The organism is Microbulbifer sp. S227A, from assembly GCF_049800935.1.
Window position 1 is genome coordinate 357,657 of record NZ_JBNAFZ010000002.1, and the last position, 20,235, is coordinate 377,891.

At 63.2% G+C, this 20,235-nt stretch carries 18 protein-coding genes; 13 read left to right on the plus strand and 5 right to left on the minus strand.

The window, feature by feature from the left end; all coding sequences use genetic code 11:
* Positions 1-65: 65 nt before the first annotated feature.
* The 4 genes from ACP15R_RS06605 (at position 66) to ACP15R_RS06620 (ending at position 4,094) form a co-directional block, all read left to right on the plus strand.
* Positions 66-1,271, plus strand: a complete 1,206-nt coding sequence (locus ACP15R_RS06605; protein ID WP_424985599.1) for a TCR/Tet family MFS transporter — start codon at positions 66-68, stop codon at positions 1,269-1,271.
* Positions 1,272-1,336: 65 nt separating this feature from the next.
* Complete coding sequence (locus tag ACP15R_RS06610; protein WP_424985600.1) at positions 1,337-2,422, plus strand: Zn-dependent alcohol dehydrogenase; 1,086 nt, start codon at positions 1,337-1,339, stop codon at positions 2,420-2,422.
* A 44-nt stretch (positions 2,423-2,466) separates the two neighbouring features.
* Entirely contained in the window at positions 2,467-3,699 is a 1,233-nt protein-coding gene (locus tag ACP15R_RS06615; protein ID WP_424985601.1) for a mandelate racemase/muconate lactonizing enzyme family protein, read from the plus strand.
* Between the two features lie 110 nt (positions 3,700-3,809).
* Positions 3,810-4,094 carry a metalloregulator ArsR/SmtB family transcription factor gene (locus ACP15R_RS06620; RefSeq protein WP_424985602.1) on the plus strand — a complete coding sequence of 95 codons (285 nt, stop codon included), beginning with the start codon at positions 3,810-3,812 and terminating at the stop codon, positions 4,092-4,094.
* A 108-nt stretch (positions 4,095-4,202) separates the two neighbouring features.
* Here the strand turns inward: ACP15R_RS06620 and ACP15R_RS06625 are convergent, their stop codons facing one another.
* Positions 4,203-7,148 (minus strand): ABC transporter transmembrane domain-containing protein, encoded by a 2,946-nt coding sequence (locus ACP15R_RS06625; protein WP_424985603.1) that lies wholly within the window; start codon positions 7,146-7,148, stop codon positions 4,203-4,205.
* A gap of 267 nt (positions 7,149-7,415) precedes the next feature.
* Here ACP15R_RS06625 and ACP15R_RS06630 point away from each other — a divergent pair, with 267 nt between their 5' ends.
* Positions 7,416-7,799 (plus strand): DUF3307 domain-containing protein, encoded by a 384-nt coding sequence (locus tag ACP15R_RS06630; RefSeq protein WP_424985802.1) that lies wholly within the window; start codon positions 7,416-7,418, stop codon positions 7,797-7,799.
* Positions 7,800-7,886: 87 nt separating this feature from the next.
* On the opposite strand, the gene ACP15R_RS06635 is transcribed toward ACP15R_RS06630, so the two are convergent.
* The 4 genes from ACP15R_RS06635 to ACP15R_RS06650 all read right to left on the minus strand — a co-directional run bounded on the left by ACP15R_RS06635 (position 7,887) and on the right by ACP15R_RS06650 (position 12,788).
* Positions 7,887-8,924 (minus strand): calcium-binding protein, encoded by a 1,038-nt coding sequence (locus tag ACP15R_RS06635; protein ID WP_424985604.1) that lies wholly within the window; start codon positions 8,922-8,924, stop codon positions 7,887-7,889.
* 27 nt (positions 8,925-8,951) lie between these two features.
* Positions 8,952-10,898 carry a TonB-dependent receptor domain-containing protein gene (locus tag ACP15R_RS06640; RefSeq protein ID WP_424985605.1) on the minus strand — a complete coding sequence of 649 codons (1,947 nt, stop codon included), beginning with the start codon at positions 10,896-10,898 and terminating at the stop codon, positions 8,952-8,954.
* Between the two features lie 74 nt (positions 10,899-10,972).
* Positions 10,973-12,016, minus strand: a complete 1,044-nt coding sequence (locus ACP15R_RS06645) for a calcium-binding protein (protein ID WP_424985606.1) — start codon at positions 12,014-12,016, stop codon at positions 10,973-10,975.
* Between the two features lie 154 nt (positions 12,017-12,170).
* The gene (locus ACP15R_RS06650; protein ID WP_424985607.1) at positions 12,171-12,788 is read right to left on the minus strand and encodes a TetR/AcrR family transcriptional regulator; all 618 of its coding nucleotides are present in this window, start codon (positions 12,786-12,788) and stop codon (positions 12,171-12,173) included.
* 135 nt (positions 12,789-12,923) lie between these two features.
* On the opposite strand from ACP15R_RS06650, the gene mbfA reads away from it, so the two are divergent.
* From mbfA to ACP15R_RS06690, 8 genes are all read left to right on the plus strand, one after another.
* Positions 12,924-13,898, plus strand: a complete 975-nt coding sequence (gene mbfA, locus ACP15R_RS06655) for an iron exporter MbfA (RefSeq protein ID WP_424985608.1) — start codon at positions 12,924-12,926, stop codon at positions 13,896-13,898.
* Positions 13,899-13,939: 41 nt separating this feature from the next.
* Positions 13,940-14,869: an AEC family transporter gene (locus ACP15R_RS06660; RefSeq protein ID WP_424985609.1), complete on the plus strand. Its 930-nt coding sequence runs from the start codon at positions 13,940-13,942 to the stop codon at positions 14,867-14,869.
* Between the two features lie 114 nt (positions 14,870-14,983).
* Positions 14,984-15,814, plus strand: a complete 831-nt coding sequence (fghA, locus tag ACP15R_RS06665) for an S-formylglutathione hydrolase (protein WP_424985610.1) — start codon at positions 14,984-14,986, stop codon at positions 15,812-15,814.
* Positions 15,815-15,819: 5 nt separating this feature from the next.
* A complete protein-coding gene (locus ACP15R_RS06670; protein ID WP_424985611.1) occupies positions 15,820-16,287 on the plus strand; it encodes a YaiI/YqxD family protein in 468 nt (155 codons plus the stop codon).
* A gap of 2 nt (positions 16,288-16,289) precedes the next feature.
* A complete protein-coding gene (locus ACP15R_RS06675) occupies positions 16,290-16,910 on the plus strand; it encodes an HAD family hydrolase (protein WP_424985612.1) in 621 nt (206 codons plus the stop codon).
* Entirely contained in the window at positions 16,907-17,824 is a 918-nt protein-coding gene (locus ACP15R_RS06680) for an ornithine cyclodeaminase family protein (RefSeq protein WP_424985613.1), read from the plus strand. Before ACP15R_RS06675 ends, ACP15R_RS06680 begins: the two co-directional genes overlap by 4 nt.
* A gap of 91 nt (positions 17,825-17,915) precedes the next feature.
* The gene (gene accD, locus ACP15R_RS06685; protein ID WP_424985614.1) at positions 17,916-18,869 is read left to right on the plus strand and encodes an acetyl-CoA carboxylase, carboxyltransferase subunit beta; all 954 of its coding nucleotides are present in this window, start codon (positions 17,916-17,918) and stop codon (positions 18,867-18,869) included.
* Positions 18,866-20,140, plus strand: a complete 1,275-nt coding sequence (locus tag ACP15R_RS06690; RefSeq protein ID WP_424985615.1) for a bifunctional folylpolyglutamate synthase/dihydrofolate synthase — start codon at positions 18,866-18,868, stop codon at positions 20,138-20,140. The genes accD and ACP15R_RS06690 overlap by 4 nt, the downstream gene beginning before the upstream one ends.
* Positions 20,141-20,235 lie beyond the last annotated feature (95 nt).

Sequence of the window (20,235 nt, forward strand, 5' to 3'; positions counted from 1 at the left end):
CGGGCACGTGACTCTCTCGCGTGCAGGACTTAGGGCAATTCATGCGCCATTGAGGGATCGTGTCGTTGCGACTGCCTGTGTTGTTCATCGTCATCACCGTCATGCTGGATGCCATCGGCATCGGGCTGATCATGCCGGTCATGCCGGCGCTGATCCTCGAGGTGCAGGGTGGATCGCTTGCATCTGCGGCGCTGTGGGGCGGCGTGATGTCCACGGTCTTTGCCGTGATGCAATTCCTGTTCAGCCCGCTTTTGGGCAACCTGTCGGACCGCTATGGGCGCAGGCCGGTGTTGCTGGTGTCGCTGGTGGTCATGGTCCTCGACTACATCCTGATGGCCGTCGCGCACACCATGTGGCTACTGATTGTCGGACGCATCATCGGCGGTATCACCGCCGCGACCCACGGCACCGCCAGCGCCTATATGGCGGATATTTCCAAGCCCGGTGAAAAGGCCGCCAATTTCGGCCTGATCGGAGCGGGGTTCGGGGTCGGTTTCGTACTGGGCCCGCTGGCGGGCGGGGTTCTTGGGGAATATGGCACCCGCGCGCCGTTCTATGCCGCCGCCGGGCTTGCGGCGCTGAATGCGGGGTTCGGCTGGCTGATCCTGCGCGAAACCCTGACCAAGGCAAACCGGCGACCGTTTCAATGGCGTCGCGCCAACCCGCTTGGCGCCTTTGCCAGCGTTGCCCGCCTGCCCGGTATCGGCCGTTTGCTGGCAGTGTACTTCATCTATTCCGTTGCCTTCCACGTCTATCCGGCCGTGTGGTCTTTTTTCACCCAGGCTCGGTTTGGCTGGACACCGCAGACCATCGGCCTGTCGCTGGCGCTGTTCGGGATTACCATGGCGATCGTCCAGGGATGGCTGATCCGCTACGTGCTGCGCTGGCTGGGGGATTGGCATACGGTGACCTATGGGCTGGCCTTTGACACGTTTGCCTTTGGCCTGATTGCCGCCGTGACGCATGGCACCCTCGCGCTCGTGCTTACTCCGGTTGCCGCACTCGGAGCCGTCATCACCCCGGCCTTGCAGGGGATCATGTCGCGGGCGGTGCCCGATGATGCACAGGGCGAGTTGCAGGGCGTGCTGACCAGTGTCGCGGCGCTGTCGATGATCGTGTCGCCCTTGATGATGACTTCGGTCTTTGCCGCCTTCACCCGCGAGGGCGCGGCCCTGCACTTCGCCGGCGCACCGTTTCTGGTTTCGCTCGTGCTGATGCTGGCGGCGCTGGCGATCTTTCTGCACAGCCGCAACGGAACCGGCGCATCCTGAGGGATTCCTTCTTGCGATGTGAATTTACCCGGTCCACGGTGATTGAAAAAACGGGGAGAAAACACATGCAGACGATCAAGGCGGCGGTGTGCCGGGAATTTGGCGCGCCCCTGGTCATAGAAGATATCCGACTCGCCGATCCACGGGTGGGTGAGGTCGAGGTCACGCTGGACGCGGTGGCCATTTGCCATTCGGACATATCCTTTGCCGAAGGCGCATGGGGCGGGCACCTGCCCGCGGTCTATGGGCACGAGGCCGCCGGTGTGGTCAGCGCCCTGGGCGATGGCGTCACCGATTTCCAGACCGGCGATGCGGTGGTGGTCACGCTGATCCGCGCCTGTGGCACCTGTCCCAACTGTGCCGGCGGTCAACCGACGATTTGCGAGAACCCGGCTGACGGGGTGCAGGGGCCGATCACCACCGCCGAGGGCGAACCGCTGCTTCAGGCGATGGCCTGTGGCGCCTTCGCCGAAAAGGTCGTCGTGCATCGCAGCCAGATCGTGAAAATCCCGAATGACATGCCGCGCGACGCGGCCTGCCTGTTGTCGTGCGGGGTGATCACCGGCGTCGGCGCGGCGGTCAACGCGGCGAAACTGCGCGCGGGGCAGGATGTTGTGGTCATCGGCGCCGGGGGGGTCGGGCTCAACGCGATCCAGGGCGCGCGCATTGCCGGGGCCCGGCGGATCGTTGCGGTGGACATGACCGAAGACAAGCTCGACATCGCCCGGGAATTCGGTGCAACCCATGGTGTCTTGGCGACCGAGCCGTCGCCTTGGCGGCTGGCCTACAAGGCGTTCGGCGGGCGCGGCGCGGACGCGGTGATGGTGACGGTGGGCGCGGCGGGGGCCTATAACGACGCGCCGAAATACCTGGGCTGGGGCGGCAAGGCGATCATGATCGGGATGCCCCACGCAGAGTCGCATTCGGAATACAGCCCGATGAACATGTCCTACCAGGGACAGGGGCTGATCGGGTCCAAGATGGGCGACACGGTTATCCAGCGTGACATTCCATGGATGGTGGACCTATACCGGCAGGGGCGGCTGAAACTCGATGAACTGGTCTCGGGCCGCTGGTCGCTTGACCAGATCAACGACGCCATTGCCGACACCAATACCGGCAGCGCCAAGCGCAACGTCATCCTGTTCTGACCCCAGCGTGACACCGCCGCCTTTGCCAACCGAGGAAGCAGCCCATGAAATTGCGTGACCTTGACATCATCGTGACCGCCCCACCGGCACCCGGTTGGGGCGGGCGGTACTGGATCCTGGTCAAGCTGACCACCGATACCGGCATCACCGGCTGGGGCGAATGTTATGCCGCCTCGGTGGGCCCGGAGGCGATGCGCGCGGTCATTGCGGATGTGTTTGAGCGGCACATGCACGATGAAAATCCCGAGAATATCGAACTGATGTTTCGCCGCGCCTATTCCTCGGGGTTCACGCAACGGCCGGACCTGACCGTGATGGGAGCGTTTTCCGGGCTTGAGATCGCCTGCTGGGATATACTGGGCAAGGATCGGGATCGGCCGGTTCATGCGCTGATCGGCGGGCGGATGAATGACCGGATACGCGCCTATACTTACCTTTACCCGCTGGCGCAGCACAATCTGACCGATTTCTGGACCTCTGCGGATCAGGCCGCCGAAAGCGCCGCCGAGATGTTGCGCCAAGGGTATACGGCAGTAAAATTCGACCCCGCCGGCCCCTATACGATGCGCGGCGGTCACATGCCCGCGATGAGCGACATTACCCAATCCGTCGCCTTTTGCCGGGCCATTCGCGACGCGGTCGGAGACCGGGCGGACCTGCTGTTTGGCACCCATGGCCAGTTTACCACCGCCGGAGCCATCCGCCTGGGTCAGGCGCTCGAACCCTATTCACCGCTCTGGTTCGAGGAACCGGTTCCACCGGACAACCTGTCCGAAATGGCCCGCGTCGCCGATGCCGTGCGCATCCCCGTGGCCACCGGCGAGCGGCTCTGTACCAAGGCGGAGTTTGGCGCGGTCTTGCGTACGGGCGCGGCCAGCATCCTGCAACCGGCGCTTGGCCGGGCTGGCGGTATCTGGGAAATGAAAAAGGTCGCGGCCCTGGCCGAGGTCAGCAATGCCCAGATGGCCCCGCATCTTTACGCCGGACCGGTGGAATGGGCCGCGAATATACAGCTCGCGGCATCGATCCCCAATATCCTGATGGCGGAAACCATTGAAACCCCGTTTCATTCCGCCCTGATCAAGGCAAGCCTCAAGGTCGAGGACGGGTTCGTGACGCCGCCGGAAAATGCCGGCCTGGGGATCGAGGTCGACGAAGACCTGGCCCGCGCGCACCCGTATCGTGGCGACGGCCTGCACCTGCAAATGCAGGAAGATCCCTGTAATTATGTCGATGGAAATTCATTTCAAGGGGGCGCACCGGCAACAGAGGGGTGACACGCGGTCGCGGTTTGAGGCAATATGGCAAATATAAGCTGTATTTTATGGATATGATTAAAGTGACACTTCAAACCGCAGACTCTTTTCCCCAGGGTGTGCCGGGTAACATGGCCAACAGAGCCCGTGACGCGGCAGCCTATTTCAAGACACTCGCACATGAAGGACGGCTGATGATCCTGTGCCATCTCGGCGCAGGCGAAAAATCGGTCGGCGAGCTGGAAGCCCTGCTAAACATTCGCCAGGCCGCGGTCAGCCAGATGCTGGCGCGCTTGCGCGACGAGGGGCTGGTGACCACACGCCGCCAGGGAAAAACGATATTCTATTCGCTTTCCGACAATAACACCGAACGGGTTATCGGGCTAATCTATGCCCTGTTCTGTGGCGAGGATTAAGGCGTTTCGATTTTGAATTGAAACACGCGCAATTCCCGATTCGCCGGAATCCGCCAATTCGACCGCGGCCGGTCGTTTCCGATTTACCCGGTTTCCATTGCTTGTCGTTCAACTGTTCACATAGCCGGCAACCACCTGCAGCAGCCGGAACGCGGTGGCCGCGTCGTGTTGCACCACGGCGAGGAATTCTTCGGCCCCCACCCGCAGGCATTTCAGATCGGATGTCGCCCGCATGCTGAGCGCGCGCGGCTCGTTGCGGATCAGCCCGAGTTCCCCCACCAGCGCCCCCGGCCCGACAGTCGCGATCAGTTCATCCGGCGCGTCCCGGTGCGGGTGATAGAGATCCGCCGATCCCTCGATCACCACATAGGCCCCGTCCTTGGGGGCATCGCCCTTGTTGAACACGACCTCGTCACTGGCGGCGGCATACCATCTCGCGCCAAAAGCCAGCAGCCGCAACTGCTTGCGGTTCAGCCCCGAGAACATGTCGGTTTCTTCCAGTGCCCGCAGCTTGCGAGCGAGATCGGCACCGCCAAGGCTGTCCCCCTCGCTGTCGCGCGTCACGTCATCGCTGACCATCCGGCCCTGTCGCAATTCGAAATGCCGGTCAAACACGTCTTCGCGCTCGAAACTGTCACTCAGGTAAATCAGCGTGGTGTCCGGCAGCAGGGCGCGCAGCTTTTTATGGGCCCCCACCTTGATCGCGATGTCATAGCTGGCCAGCGCCTTGTCGAGGATCAGGATGTCGGGGCGCTTGATCGCCGCACGGCTAAAGGCAAGCGGCTCGGCAAACAGCGCGGGCAGGTTTGCCCCCCCCAGGGTGATATCCATGTCATAGATCAGTTCGACCACCAGCTTTTCGGCGTCGTTCTCGGACAGGACGCGGGCAATCAGGTCATGCACATCTTCCGCCTTGCCCCCCGCGGTTTCCGAGATCATCCCGAACAGCGCGTTTTCGATCACCGTGCGGCCCGGCGCGAAACGGTCCTTGTCCAGCGGCGCGAACAGGTCATCAAGCGCGCGCTGCATGTCATGGGAATGGCTCTGGCGCAGGTCCAGAATGCGCGCCTTGATCTCGTCCGGAAAGGCCGGGCCCAGCTGTTCCGCCGTGATCTGGAAGGGCACGGTCAGCAGGATCGACAATTCCTGTGGCGTCAGCTTGTCGGTGCCGCCCTTGCGGGTGCGCTCGACCAGGTCGACGGCGATCTGATAGGTCTTGACGTTCAGGCCCAGCTTGCGAAACAGCGGGTGATCGGTGCCATCCAGCCCGAAGGTGCGGCGCAGCAGGTCAAGCACATCGCGGCTCAGGGTCAGCAGATCCTGATCAAGCCGCAGCGCCCTGAGCTGGGCCATGAAATCGGTCTTGTTGGCCAGCAACTCCTGGGTGATGCGCACCCGCGGCGTCGCATGCAACAGGTTTTCACCCACCGGCAGGCCGGGATTGTATTTCCGCGAATCGAACAGGAATACATATTTGTCCAGCCCGGCCTCGCGTACGGCGGCCTGAACCTTTGGGCGCAGCTCGATCAGGCGGCTGGCCAGCTCGGGGTGCCGATCTGCGTCGAAGCGCTGTTCGACACCGCGCCGGAACAGGTCGGATTCCGAGCCGATCCCCTCGATCAGTTCGAGCCACCAATCGCGCAGCGCATCGGCATCGTCCAGTTCCGCAATCGCGGGCGTGGTCCAGTTCACCCCGTCGGGATCGGCGCTGTTGCCGGCGCGGACCGCTTCCCGAAGCTGTGCGTCGTTGCTTTTGCCGCCCTGTGGTTCGGCCTTCAGCGGCATCATGACATTGTCCCCGAACGTGCCCTGAAACAGCACCGGCCGGGAATTGGCATAGCCGATCCGCGTCGCGATCACCGCCTGATGGATCTCGGTCAGGTCCTGCCCGCCAATGGTGATCTTGCCCGAGGACGGGGCGAACTCGCGGATCATCAGTTCGGCCATCACCCGGCGATCTTCGGCACTGGGCGCGGTGATGCCGATGATCGACCCCGCCGGGAAGCTTGCCGAAATATCTTCGAGCACGGTGTTTCCGTCGGCGTCATGGGCCGTCACGTGGTCAAGCACGAAATCCCCCTGCAAATGCGGGATCGGCTCGGGTGGATCGACGAACAAGGTCTCGCTCACCATGCCGTCGGGCGCAAAGCGCTCAAGGATCACGTCCCACCGCACCGCCATGTCCTGGGTCTGGTTGTAATAGGCCAGCAGCTCTTTCCAGGGGCTCGACAGGTCCTTGTAGGCCGCCAGCGCCGCCACCAGCGCCCCAAGCGACACCGACCCCTGCAACACCAGGTAACCCCCCACCGAGAAAAAGAAGAACGGCGTGAGCTGGGTGATGAAGTTGTTGAGGAACTTCATGAAGAATTTCTTCTGGTAGATCAGGAACCGGATATCGAACAGCCGCCCCAGCTGCCCCGTGGTTTCGGCCATCCGGTAACGCCAACCGCCATTGCTGCGCAGGGTCGAGGCTCCGGCGGCGCTTTCTCCGATCATGCTCGCCAATACCCGGACCTCCTTGATCCGGGATTTGTTCAATTGGTTGATCTCGCGTTGCAGTTTGGGGATCAGCCAAGCCTGCAACGGGATCAGCGCCACCGCCGCGAGGCCGAACCAGAAGCTTTGCAGGAACAGGAAACCCAGGATCGTCAACATCTGGCCCGCCTGCAACACCGGCTGGCTGATCGCGTCGCCCATGAGACCGCCCATGGGTTCGGACTCGGCAGTGACCATCGACACCAGCTCGCCCTGGCTGACGCGTTCGAAATAGGGCTGCGGGAACCGCAGGATGCGCGAAATCAGCTGGTATCGGAACCGGCGCAGCATCCGTTCCGACAGAATGCCCTTCATCGTGTTGATGCGCATCTTGAGCAGACCGTGACACAGCACCGACAGCAGGAAAGCGCCGCAGAGCAGCCACAGGAACGTCACCTGTGGCACCTGCACGCCATAGACATCGATCATCGGCGACTGCGCCCCGATGGCGTCGTTGATGATCCGCTTGGGCAGTTCCAGCGTCAGGTAAAGCAGCGGGAACAGCAGGCTTGTCACCATCAGCAGAATCAGCTGATCGCGTTTCGAGTACTTCCAGATGAAACCAAATATCGTAGGTTCTATTGGATTGTTCCAAATGTGTTTCCGTACACGCGACCATCCCCGAAGGCCCGCGCAAAGTGATGTAGTTCCCAAGCCTAGCAACCACACCCCCCGCGGCGCAAATATTTTAGCCGCCCGCATTTGAGACGCAGCATGATTGCAGCGTCACCGGGAAAGTCCTAAGCTACAGGTGGAGAGCACGGACAGGAGGCTGATTTGTCCGACGTGACCAGTACGATTTTACTGCTTTTATGCTTGTTGCAGATAAAGCATATGTTTGCCGACTACTTCTTGCAGACTCCGCGGATGCTGGCGGATCGTGCAATCTATTTCCATGTGGGCCGCGCCCAGCACGCGGCCATCCATGCGGTCGGCTCGGCGGTCGCCTTTCTCCTGATCGGCGCGCCCATCGGCTTTACCTTGGCGATCTGCGCCGCGGAATGGGTTGCGCATTTTCACATCGACTGGGGCAAGGCCCGCCACGGCGAGGCCAGCGGCTGCGGCCCCAGCGACCCCGGTTTCTGGCGCGCGGCGGGGATCGATCAGGCGCTGCACCAGCTGACCTATATCGCCATGGCCTGGGCCTGGGTGCATTTCACCGTCAGCTAGAGCACCAGCCCTCGGGCAGCAGACTCGCGGTGACAGGCCGGCGGCGCGCAGACGGCGAGCCGTCCGCGTGCCCGGATGGCTGTGGTGTCAGAGGATAAAATCATCCGCCGACAGGTCATGCACGCCGTATAGCTCGATCCGGAAATCGCGCGCGCCATCGCCATCGGTATCGCCCCCGACAAATGTCGACTGGCCGTTGCTCCAGACCCGCAATTCGCCCGCCTGCCCCGAGAACGCCGCATCACCGATCAGCATGAACGCCTGGTTGCCGCCGACATCCGCGCGCGCATCTATCCCCGCGAGTTCGATCCGGTCCCCCTGCCCGGTGCCGAAATCGGTAATCCGGTCGTTCTTGATATGCGACAGCTTGGAAAAGACAAAGGTATCGCCGCCCTTGCCGCCGGTCTGCGTGTCCTTGCCGGTGCCACCGACAATCCGGTCCGCGCCATTGCCGCCGCTGAGCGTATCGCCGCCTGCGCCACCATGCAGCAGGTCCGCGCCGCCCTGCCCAAGGATGGTATCGCCGCCGCCCTTGCCGCTCAGGACATCCTTGCCGCCGCCACCGCGCACCGTATCGCCGAACGTGGTCCCGGCATAGCGATCCCTGACACCGGTGCCGGTCACGTCATGCGCCTCGGCCCAGATATGGTCATGGATCGGCGTCGGGTCCGCCAGCGTGCCGTTCAGACCGCCCCCCATCATGCCGGCCACAATCTCGTGCACATCGCCCATCACGCCAACGGGGTTGGTGATGTTGAACCCGGTAATGGTGATCATGTCGCCCATGTCTCCAACCAGCCCGTTCTCCAGCGCCAGGTCCTCTGTTGCCTCGTCCCACGCTTCGGCCAGCGTGCCGATGCGGATGGTCTCGATGGTGCCGCTGACCGAGTGGTTGGAGAACGTATAGGTGAAATCCTCCCCCTCGAGCAGGACAACCCGCGTTTCGGCCTCAGCACCGCTGGTCGGGGTATCCAGATGCAGAACCTGTGTCGTCACCCCGCTGTCGGGCAGGAAAACCGGAGTCTGAAAAGGCTCGAAGTCAACGAAATGCGCCACAAGGTCCGCGTTGAAGTCGATACCGGCACCGGTAACGGGGTTCAGGCTGAGTTGGATGGACAGGGTCATGAGGTCTCCTTTCTACGGCTGTCGGGGTCAAAAGCGCACGATGAGCGACGCCAATGCGTTAAAGCCGGGGGACGGTTGGGTTTCGAGATGGGCGGTGTAGGTTTCGTCAAAGATGTTGTTCAGCGTCAGGCCAAAGCTCGTGCGATCTGACAGCGCCTGTTGATAAAACAGGTCGACGGTCTGCCACGCCGGGCCGGGCATCGCCCCGCCCTCCTTGGTGCCAACGGATGTCAGCCGCGCGCCCAGTTCACGGCGGCCGTCGGGGCTGCGATAGCCCGCGGTCAGAACCAGCCGGTCCGGCGGCACACTGGTCAGTTCAAGGCCGGTCGCAAGGTCGATACCATCCAGAACCTGCCCTGCCAGCTCTCCAAAAAAGCCACCGGATTGATACGACGCCTCAAGCTCGATCCCGCGGATACGCACATTGTCGACATTGTTGTATTGATAATGGCCGCTGAACAGGCCACCGACCCGCACCAGACCGATATAGTCGTCGATCTTGTTGTAGAACCCGGTCGCGCGCAAATGCAGCGTATCGCCCGCCGTGATCAGGTCTTGCCGATCATAGCCGATGCCAATCTCGAAGGACCGCATCCGCTCGGGCCGCAATTCGGGATTGGGCCGGACCGGGAAATCCGCCGGCTCGGGATGTACGCCATTGACCAGCGTTTCATTCAGCGACGGAAAGCGCGACGCAAGCGCCATGCCACCATACAGCGTGACAGCGGAACCAACCGGGTATTCCAGCGCGATCCGTGGCGACAGCGCCTCGCCGGTCACGGTGGCGTCCGGGCTGCGCAACCGGTAGCTGTCCGCACTCAGCCCGAGAATGATGGTCGCGGGGCCAATGTCGATCCGGTCCTGCACCGCAAGCGACCACAGGTCGCGGTTGCCCGAGGGCGTCAGGCTGTCATTGGCGGGATCGTCGGTGGTGACCCGATCGCGGAACCCTTCGAGCGTCAGCCCAATATCATGGTCGGTCAGCCCGGCTCCGAAAACCCGCGCCATCTCGATCAACAGGCCGGTGGTGCCCGTGTCATAGGATCTGTCCTCTCCAATGGGGGCCAGATCCTCGGTCAGCAAGCGCTGAGACACCTTGGTCGCGACTTCGTACAGCTTGCCATTGACCGCCCAGCCGCCCCATACATCGTCCGCCTGATAGCCCAGAGACAGGGTATCGGTCCGCAGATCGTTTTCCCGCGGCAGGCTGGATAGGCGTCCGGTGTAATAGTCCATGTGCAACCGGCTGGCACCGAAAGTCAGGCGCGCGCCGTTCTCGCTGGTAAAGCCCAGCGTTGCGAGGCTGCTCTGCGTCTGTTGCCACGCATAGACCTTGGTGCCATCGGGTGCGGTATAGTCACCGGTTTCCGCACGTGTCCCCGCAACCGTCAGGTCGAACGCGTCGCTCAGCCTCCCGGCGACCGCGCCATGCAGCGTCGGCGTTTCGCTCAGCGTGCCATAGCGCAAGCGAACCTCTCCGCCCACCGGTCCGCCATCGTCGGGCAGCAGGTCGCCGGCCTCGACCGTCCGCATTTCCAGCGCCCCGCCAATCGCGCCCGCCTTGGCCCCCGGTCCACGCGAAACGGTGATCGCGCGCAACATCTCGGTATCCACCGCGAATGTGCCATTGGCATCATGACCCGACCGGGCAAAGTTCTGGCGCATCCCGTCGATGGTGACCGCGACCCGGCCAAAATCCTGCAACCCGCGAATGTTGACCGCCGTCTCGGCCCCGCCCGCCGCACCGCCGACCACCGTGACGCCGGGCGCGCCGCGCAGAATGGTCTGAAGGGGGCTGCCCTGGAACTCGGTCGACAGCCGTTCGTTGGAAATTCCGGTTTCATCCCAGTCCAACGCCTCGGGCAGCTCCGCCCGCACCTCGATCGTGTCCAGCACAAAAGGCGCACCCTCTTGCGCGGTGGCCGGATGGGCCAGCATAAGACACAGCAAGAGCAGGTATTGTTTGTCGGACATGGGGAATCACATTGCAACCGCATGGCGGGGCGCGCAGCGCGAACGATCTGCGCCCCGCCATGCCTCGTTGGCGCCTAGAACATGAACACGTCGTCAGAAAGATCGGCCAGTTCCACACCGAACAGACGGATGGATGCATCCCCCGCCGACAATTCGGTCCAGTTCCCGGTCTCGATCACCGCAAAGTCGCCGAGGGTCGACAAACCAAGCGCGGTAACGTCAATCATGTCTTCGGCGACGTCGAGATCCCGTATCACGTCGCGCGTGTTGCTGGCGACGATCTCGAAGGTATCGGCCCCGGCTCCGCCAAACAGCCGGTCGGCGCCGGCCCCGCCCTGGAGCACGTCATCACCGGCCCCGCCGCGCAACAGGTCACGCTGTGCGCCGCCGTTCAGCACATCGTTTCCCGCGCCACCGCTCAGGAAATCCACGCCATCCCCGCCCGCGAGCGTGTCGGCCCCGTGCCCGCCAAGCAGGTGATCGACGCCCTCACCCCCGGTCAGGGTATCATCGCCGCGCCCGCCGGTGAGCGTATCGTCGAGATCAAACCCCAGCAGGTTGTCAGCGCCGGAACCGCCCGTCACATCCACCGCATAGGCGGACCAGATCGCATTCAGCGCGGCGGCATCCGCGTTCTGCACCGCCTTGTAGATCGCATAGACCGGGTTGGTTGCCACGTCGGTCCCGCCGCCCGGTTCGACATCAAGCAGGAACCCGCGCAGTTCCAGCCCCGCATCGAAATCCGCAATACGCCCGGCATCGCCGGTTCCCTGTGTGCCGGTTGTGACACCGTCGACCCAGCTGCCAAAGACGAGCGCATCGAGTTCGCCGGTGATCCCGTGCCCGAAGGACGAGCCGTGATGCAGGTAGTCATAGGCAAGCCCCGACCCTTCGAGGATGACCGCCGCAGACGCCGGAGCGCCGTCCGCGTCATCGGTGTACCGGCCCAGCACCTGCGAGCCGTTCAGATAATATGTCGCGCCATAGACCGGGTCAGGCGTTCCGCCATAAAACTCCATCGCGTCACCGGTCAGGTTTGCAAAAAAGCCGTCAAGGAAAGTTTGCATGTCAAAGCCGCCGCTCAGGGCGGTGGCATCGAATTCGAGAATAGGGGGCAAAGGTCCGCTCCTGTCAGTCCGCTTGTATCACATGGGAGTGCTGACTGGCGGACCGCTCGCTCGCATGGCTCGGGTCGCTCCTACATTAACCTTAGTAAATTTGTCAATTAATGATTTACCGATTGCGCGCGGCGCGGCAACCGGACCGCGCCATTTACACCCCGTAGCGCGCCAGAAAGGTTTCGACCGCGTTCTCGATCACGTCATCGATTTCCTGCTGGCTGAACTCGGACTGGATGCCGAACACCGCGCGGACCCAGAGCTTGACCCGGCACAGCTCGGAAAACTGCTCTGCCGCCATACCCACATCCGCGATCCGCAACTCTCCCCGGTCGATCGCCTTGTGAAAATACGAGCTCAGCTGGGCACGTCCCATTTCGGGGCCGCTGGCATAGAAGGCCCGCCCAAGCTCCGGGAACCGCTCGCGCTCGGCGACACAGATCCGGAAACATTGCTGTGCAAAGGGCGACAACAGGAACGGCACCAGATGCTGCGCCGCGATTGTCAGCACCTGGCGCGGCGGCGCGGTTTCGTCGATCAGGCCAAGCACCTGCCCCGCCATGCGCTGGCATTCGGTCGATGCGACTTCCATGAACAACAGGCGCTTGTCGGGGAAATAGCTGTAGAGCGTCGCCTTGGAGACCCCGGCCGCGCGGGCGATGTCATCAACACTTGCCCCTTCGAACCCGTCGGCCATGAATACGCTGCGCGCGCCCTTGACCACCTGGTCAAACTTGCGACCGGTCCGCAGGATGGCATCTGGCTGGGTCATGCAGGCTCCGCTGAAGGCTCTGGGTGGCGACAACTTAAACCGAACGGTTCAGTTGCGACAACCACATTGACAGGACCGGTTGCCATTCCCACCGTCACCCCTATATTTAGAACCATTCTAAAACGGGGGTGCGACATGCGATTCTTCAACCACCGCAAACGCTTTGGCGATCTCTCCGAGCAAGAGGTGCTCGCGCTCGCCATTTCATCGGAAGAAGATGACGCACGCATTTATCGCGGCTATGCAGAGCACCTGCGCGCGGATTACCCCGCCAGCGCGCGGATGTTTGACGGCATGGCCGCCGAAGAGGACACCCATCGCGCCCGGCTGATCGACCTGCACCGGCGCCGGTTCGGAGATACGATTCCGTTGATCCGACGCGAACATGTGGCGGGCTATTATGCGCGACGCCTCGTATGGCTGATGGAGAGTCTCGGGCTGGATCGCATTCGCGACGAGGCCGGAATGATGGAGCGCGATGCCGAGCGTTTCTATCTCGCGGCCATCGCGCGGACCACCGATGCGGATACCCGCGAATTGCTGGGCGATCTGGCGGCGGCAGAGGCCGGCCACCAGGCCACGGCGGCGGAACTCGCGGCAGAAAATCTCGACGCTGACACCCGCCAGCAAGAGGATCTGGCCGCGCATCGGCAATTCGTGCTGACCTGGGTGCAGCCGGGGCTGGCCGGGCTGATGGATGGCTCGGTCTCGACCCTCGCGCCGATCTTTGCCACCGCCTTCGCAACACAGGATACCTGGACAACCTTCCTGGTGGGCGTCGCCGCGTCGGTGGGCGCGGGGATCTCGATGGGCTTTACCGAGGCCGCATCGGATGACGGCGAAATCTCGGGGCGCGGCTCGCCGATCAAGCGCGGCCTTGCATCGGGCGTGATGACCACCATCGGCGGGCTGGGCCACGCGCTGCCCTATCTCATCGCGGATTTCTGGACCGCCACGATCATTGCCTTTGCCATCGTCTTTGTCGAACTCTGGGCGATTGCCTGGATTCAGAACAGATACATGCAGACGCCGTTCTTTCGTGCCGCTTTCCAGGTCGTTCTGGGGGGCGCACTGGTGCTGGGCGCAGGGATTGTGATCGGCTCGGGCTAGCGCCCCTTGCGGCTCTGGGCGCTTGGCGATACGCCTGTGGCATGGTCGAGATCTTTCTGAGAACCCTGCCCTTTTTCGCGATCATCGGCCTGGGTTACTGGGCGGGTCGCGTGCGCTTCATGAGCGAAGAGGCCACCGCCTATCTCACCAAATTCGTGTTCTATTTCGCCCTGTCCGCCATGATCTTCCGGTTTGCGGCCAACCTGCAACTGGCCGAGATCTTCAACGGACGCCTGGTGCTTGGCTATCTGAGCGGCACCGCGTTTGTCTATTGCATCGCCATGGCGGTCGGGCTGCTGCGCAAACAGGGCCTGTCCACCGCCGCCATCGAAGCGCAATGCGCGGTGATCGGCAATGTCGGGTTCCTTGGGCTACCGATGTTCGTGATGCTGTTCGGCGAGGCCGCGATCGGGCCGATGATGCTGATCCTGGCGACCGACCTGATCGTGTTTGCCAGCCTGATGGTGGCCCTTGCCCATGGCAGCCGCGACGGGCGGCTGTCGCTGTCGATCCTGCGCACCATTGCAATCGGCCTGTTGCGCAACCCGATGATCGTGTCCATCGTGCTCGGGCTGAGCTGGTCGGGGCTGGCCCTGCCGATCCCCGAACCGATGAACGATTTCCTGTCGATCCTTGGCGGCGCGGCCACCCCCGGCGCGCTGTTTGCCATCGGCGCGTCGCTGGCCAGCAAATCGGCGGAGCGGGTCGAAGTCGCGCTGTGGCTGAGCTTTTGCAAGCTGGTCCTGCATCCGGTCTGTGTTGCGGTCGCGGTTTTGGTCCTGTTCCCGCTCGACAGCTATTCCACGATCATCGTGGTCTCGGCGGCGGCGATGCCGGTTGCCGGAAATGTCTACATGCTTGCCCAGCATTACGGCCTTGCGCCGCATCGGGTGTCGGCCGCCATCCTGTTTTCCACCGCGATCAGCATCCTGACCCTGCCTGTCGTCATGTCGTGGGTATCGGGCGGCTGATCGGGGAACTGATCGGGGGGCGGACCGGCAAATCAACGGGCGGGCGGCACCGGACACTGGACGCCACCCGCCGCGCCCGATAGCTGATAGGCAACATGCATCAAGGGAGTCACCATGCAAACCGTATCGGAGAACGCCTGCTTTGGCGGCACACAAGGGGTTTACAGCCACCGCTCGGCCTCGTGCGACTGTGACATGACATTCGGCCTGTTCCTGCCGCAAGAGGCGCAGGACGGCCCGGTCCCCCTGCTCTGGTATCTCTCGGGGCTGACCTGCACCCATGAAAACGCCATGACCAAGGCGGGCGCCCAGGGCTGGGCGGCGGAACAGGGCATTGCGCTGGTGTTTCCCGACACATCGCCACGCGGCGACGGGGTTGCGGACCACGACGACTACGACTTGGGCCAGGGCGCGGGATTCTACGTCAATGCCACCCAGGCCCCGTGGGCACCGCATTTCCGCATGTGGGATTACGTGGCCGAAGAGTTGCCGGCGCTGCTGACCGAAAATTTCGCCATTGACGGCACACGTCAGTCAATCACCGGCCATTCCATGGGCGGTCATGGCGCGCTGACGCTGGCAATGAACCTGCCCGGCCGGTTCCGCTCGGTCTCGGCCTTTTCGCCGATCTGCAACCCGACCGGCGCGGACTGGGGCCGCAAGCAGCTGACCGCTTATCTGGGCGAGGATGAAGCCCGATGGGAGCGTCACGATGCCAGCCTGCTGATGCGCAAGACCGGATTTGACGGCCCCGTCCTGATCGATACCGGCGGCAATGACCAGTTCATCGACCTGTTGCGCCCCGAAACCCTGGCCGATGCCATCGCTGCCCGGCGGCAGCCCGCGACCTTCCGGCTGCAACCGGGCTACGATCACAGCTATTTCTTCGTGTCGACCTTCATGGAAGACCACGTCGACTTTCACGCACAGGCGCTCTGGGCCTGAGACCGTTGGGCGCGCTCTACATCGATGCCGATGCCTGCCCGGTCAAGGCCGAAGCCGAGCGCGTCGCCAGCCGCCACCGCATCCGGATGTACGTGGTCTCCAACGGCGGGTTGCGCCCCTCGGCCAATCCGCTGGTGGAAACGGTGATCGTGCCCGAAGGTCCGGACGTGGCGGATATGTGGATCGCCGACCGCTGCAAGGCCGGGGACGTCGTGGTGACCGCTGACATCCCGCTCGCGGCGAAATGCGTGGCGGCGGGCGCGCGGGTGATCCGCCACAATGGCGAGGCCTTTACCGAGGCCAATATCGGGCAACAACTGGCGATGCGCGACCTGATGGCCGACCTGCGCGCCGCCAATCCACTGGGAACCGCCGGCGGCGGCAAGGACTTTACAAAGTCCGACCGCTCCCGTTTCCTGAACGCGCTGGAACGAGAGATCAGGGCCGCCGCCCGATCACAACAGGGATCATGAACATGCAACCACAAGCCGTGGTGTTCGACATCGGCAATGTGCTGATCGAATGGCAGCCCGAACGGTTCTACGATGGCGTGATCGGCCCGCAACGCCGCCGGGCGATGTTTCAGGCCGTGGACCTGCACGGCATGAATGATCGTGTCGACAGGGGCGAGCACTTCACCGACACGATCTATGCCACCGCCGAGGAATACCCGGACTGGCGCAGCGAAATCCGCATGTGGCATGATCGCTGGATCGAATTGGCACAGCCGGAAATTCCCCATTCCATCCGCCTGTTGCGCGCCCTGCGCGGCAAGGGTGTCCCGGTATTTGCCCTGACCAATTTCGGCATCCAGAGCTTTGACTTTGCCGCGACCCATTATCCGTTCCTGCGCGAATTTGACCGGCACTATATCTCGGGCCACCTCAAGGTGATCAAACCCGATCCGGAAATCTATGCCATCGTCGAGACCGACAGCGGCATCGCCCCCGGCGCGTTGCTGTTTACCGACGATCGCGCCGACAATATCGCGATGGCAAATGATCGCGGCTGGCAAACCCACCTGTTTAACGGCCCGCAGGGCTGGGCCAACCGGCTGGTCGGGGCCGGACTTCTGACACCAACGGAGGCAGCATGACCATCCCATTCATCCCCTTTGCCGAGGGCGAAGCACAGCTTGACTGGCTGGGCCTGACCGAGGCGCTGGCACGCGGCCACGACCTGCCCAAGGCCGAGATTGGCGATACGTTTCTCTACCGCGACCCCGACACGCTGCTGTCGCGTTCGGCATGGATCGACGGCATGGGGCTTGCGGTCAAGACGGCAACGATCTTTCCCGGCAACCCGGCCAATGGCGCACCGATGGTGAACGGCTCGGTCAACCTGTTCTCCGACCGGGACGGCACGATCTCGGCGCTGATCAATTTTCACCTGGTGACCAAGTGGAAAACCGTGGGCGACAGCCTGCTGGCCGCCAGGCGGCTTGCGCGGGCGGACTGCAAATCGATCCTGATCGTCGGCACCGGCACCGTGGGCGGCGGGCTGTGCGAGGCGTTTGCCGCCGGGTTTCCCGACGCAGGCATCACCCTGTGGAACCGCACCCGCGCCAAGGCCGACGCATTGGCCAGCGACTATCCCGGCGTCAGCGTTGCCGATGACCTCGAAACGGCGGTGCGTTCGGCGGATATCATCATCACCGCCACGATGTCCTCATCGCCGGTCATCAAGGGCGCGTGGCTGCAACCGGGCCAGCATCTGAACCTGATCGGCGCCTACCGCCCCGACATGCGCGAAGCCGATGATGACGCGCTGCGCCGCGCGCGAATCTTCGTGGACAGCTTTGACACCACGATCGGCCATATCGGGGAAATCCAGATCCCGCTTGACGACGGGGTGATCACCCGCGACGACCTGGTGGCGGATTATTACGACCTGGCCGCGTTTTCCCGCAACTCGGATGAGGAAATCACCCTGTTCAAGAATGGCGGCGGCGCGCATCTCGACCTGATGACCAGCCGCTATATCCTCGATCGCTGGCAAGCCAGCCGCTAAGCAACCAACAGCGTGTTATGGCCGCGCACCAATTGCATTTCACCGGAAGGGCGCTTATCTGGGCGCCACACCGGCCAACAGGGGCAACGCAATGAACTGGATTACCAACTACGTCCGTCCAAGGATCAACTCGATCTTTTCGCGCCGCGAGACCCCCGAGAATCTCTGGCAGAAATGCGACGAGTGCGGCACGATGTTGTTCCACCGCGAATTGCGCGATCACCTGAATGTCTGCACCAATTGCGGCCACCACATGGCCATCAGCCCGCGCGAACGGTTCAAGGCGCTGTTTGACGGCGGTGTTTTCGCCGAGATCGCGGTTCCTGCTCCGATCGCCGACCCGCTGCAATTCCGTGACCAGAAAAAATATCCCGACCGCCTGAAAGCCGCGCAAAAGGATACCGGCGAGGCCGAAGCCATGCTGGCCGCTACCGGTGAAATCGGCCGGACCCCCGTTGTCGCCGTGGCGCAGGATTTCAGCTTCATGGGCGGCTCGATGGGCATGTATGTGGGCAATGCGATCATCGCCGCGGCCCAAGAGGCGGTGAAGCTCAAACGCCCGCTGATCCTGTTTTCCGCAGCCGGTGGCGCGCGCATGCAGGAAGGTATCCTCAGCCTGATGCAGATGCCCCGCACCACGGTGGCGGTACAGATGCTGAAAGAGGCCGGCCTGCCCTATATCGTGGTCCTGACCCACCCCACCACCGGGGGCGTCACCGCGTCATATGCCATGCTGGGCGATGTCCATATCGCCGAACCCAACGCGCTGATCTGCTTTGCCGGCCCACGCGTGATCGAACAGACCCTGGGCGAACGGCTCCCTGATGGCTTCCAGAGGGCGGAATACCTGCTGGATCACGGCATGCTGGACCGGGTTGTCACCCGCACCGAGATGCGCGACGAGCTGATCGTATTGACCCGGATGCTGCTTGGCCTGCCCCCGGCGGTGCGCGGCGACCTGCCGCCGCCGGAGGCAGTGGAACCGCAACCCCAGGAGGACGCGGCCCAAGCCCCGGCCCCGACCGAAACGCCCGAGGAAAAATGACCGCGGCCACATCCGACATCATCCTTGAAAGGATGATGGCGCTCCACCCCAAGATCATCGATCTCACCCTTGACCGGATGTGGCGACTGCTCGCCGCATTGGGGCATCCCGAACGCCAGCTGCCCCCGGTGGTCCATATCGCCGGAACCAATGGCAAGGGCTCGACCCTCGCGATGATCCGCGCCGGTCTGCAAGGGGCCGGACACACCGCACATGCCTATACCAGCCCCCATCTCGCGCGATTCCATGAACGCATCCGCCTTGCCGGAGCGTTGATCAGCGAACCGGATCTGACTTCCGTTCTCGACGAGTGCTACGCGGCAAACGGCGATGCGGAAATCACCTATTTCGAAATAACCACCTGCGCGGCCCTGCTGGCCTTCTCGCGCGTGCATGCCGATTTCACCCTGCTCGAAGTCGGGCTGGGCGGACGGCTGGATGCCACCAATGTCGTCGCCGCGCCGCGGCTGTCGGTCATCACCCCGATCTCGATCGACCACACGCAGTTTCTGGGCAACACGCTCGAACAGATCGCCGGTGAGAAGGCCGGGATCATCAAGCGAGGTGTTCCCTGTGTCGTCGCCCCGCAGGAAGACGCCGCAATGCAGGTGATCGAACGCACCGCCGCCCGGTTGGGCGCGCCGCTTCTGGTTCACGGTCAGCACTGGCACATTGCCGAGGAACGCGGGCGTCTGGTCTATCAGGACGAAACCGGACTGCGCGACCTTCCTCTGCCCAACCTCATGGGTCCACACCAGATCATCAACGCCGGCACGGCACTCGCCGCACTGCGGCATCTCGATCCCGGCGAAGGGGCCTGCGAAGCGGCCGTCACCCGCGCAGAATGGCCCGCAAGAATGCAGCGGCTGAACAGCGGACCACTCCCCCAGGCCGCACCAGATGCCGAGATTTACCTGGATGGCGGCCACAACGCGGCTGCCGGACAGGCGCTGGCGGATGTACTTTCCACCTTGCCGCAGCGCCCAACCCACCTGATTTGCGGGATGCTGAACACCAAGGATGTCAGCGGATACCTGCGCCCCCTGGCAAAACATGCGCGAACCCTGACGGCAGTCTCGATTCCCGGTGAAGCCAATACCCTCACTGCCGAGCAAACGGCAGAGGCCGCCACCGCTGTGGCACTGTCCGCAACAACAGCAACAACCGTTCAAGAGGCTTTGCAAGCCCTCACCGCCCACACCCCACGTGCGCGCATCCTGATTTGCGGCTCTCTTTATCTTGCTGGAGCCATCCTGCGCGAAAACAGCTGAGCGCCTCGCGTTTCGAGACGTATGGAGTTTGAGTATTTTGACAAAGATGAAGCTCAGACCTGTGCCCTTCATCTTTGCCGAAATACTCCGGGGGA

Bases quoted from the DNA above. Each gene is read 5' to 3' on its own strand.
- ACP15R_RS06625 (WP_424985603.1), bottom strand. From the start codon at position 7,148: ATGGTGACAAGCCTGCTGTTCCCGCTGCTTTACCTGACGCTGGAACTG.
- ACP15R_RS06640 (WP_424985605.1), bottom strand. From the start codon at position 10,898: ATGTCCGACAAACAATACCTGCTCTTGCTGTGTCTTATGCTGGCCCAT.
- ACP15R_RS06615 (WP_424985601.1), top strand. From the start codon at position 2,467: ATGAAATTGCGTGACCTTGACATCATCGTGACCGCCCCACCGGCACCC.
- mbfA (WP_424985608.1), top strand. From the start codon at position 12,924: ATGCGATTCTTCAACCACCGCAAACGCTTTGGCGATCTCTCCGAGCAA.
- ACP15R_RS06680 (WP_424985613.1), top strand. From the start codon at position 16,907: ATGACCATCCCATTCATCCCCTTTGCCGAGGGCGAAGCACAGCTTGAC.
- ACP15R_RS06635 (WP_424985604.1), bottom strand. From the start codon at position 8,924: ATGACCCTGTCCATCCAACTCAGCCTGAACCCCGTTACCGGTGCCGGT.
- ACP15R_RS06610 (WP_424985600.1), top strand. From the start codon at position 1,337: ATGCAGACGATCAAGGCGGCGGTGTGCCGGGAATTTGGCGCGCCCCTG.
- ACP15R_RS06650 (WP_424985607.1), bottom strand. From the start codon at position 12,788: ATGACCCAGCCAGATGCCATCCTGCGGACCGGTCGCAAGTTTGACCAG.
- accD (WP_424985614.1), top strand. From the start codon at position 17,916: ATGAACTGGATTACCAACTACGTCCGTCCAAGGATCAACTCGATCTTT.
- fghA (WP_424985610.1), top strand. From the start codon at position 14,984: ATGCAAACCGTATCGGAGAACGCCTGCTTTGGCGGCACACAAGGGGTT.
- ACP15R_RS06690 (WP_424985615.1), top strand. From the start codon at position 18,866: ATGACCGCGGCCACATCCGACATCATCCTTGAAAGGATGATGGCGCTC.
- ACP15R_RS06660 (WP_424985609.1), top strand. From the start codon at position 13,940: ATGGTCGAGATCTTTCTGAGAACCCTGCCCTTTTTCGCGATCATCGGC.
- ACP15R_RS06620 (WP_424985602.1), top strand. From the start codon at position 3,810: ATGGCCAACAGAGCCCGTGACGCGGCAGCCTATTTCAAGACACTCGCA.
- ACP15R_RS06675 (WP_424985612.1), top strand. From the start codon at position 16,290: ATGCAACCACAAGCCGTGGTGTTCGACATCGGCAATGTGCTGATCGAA.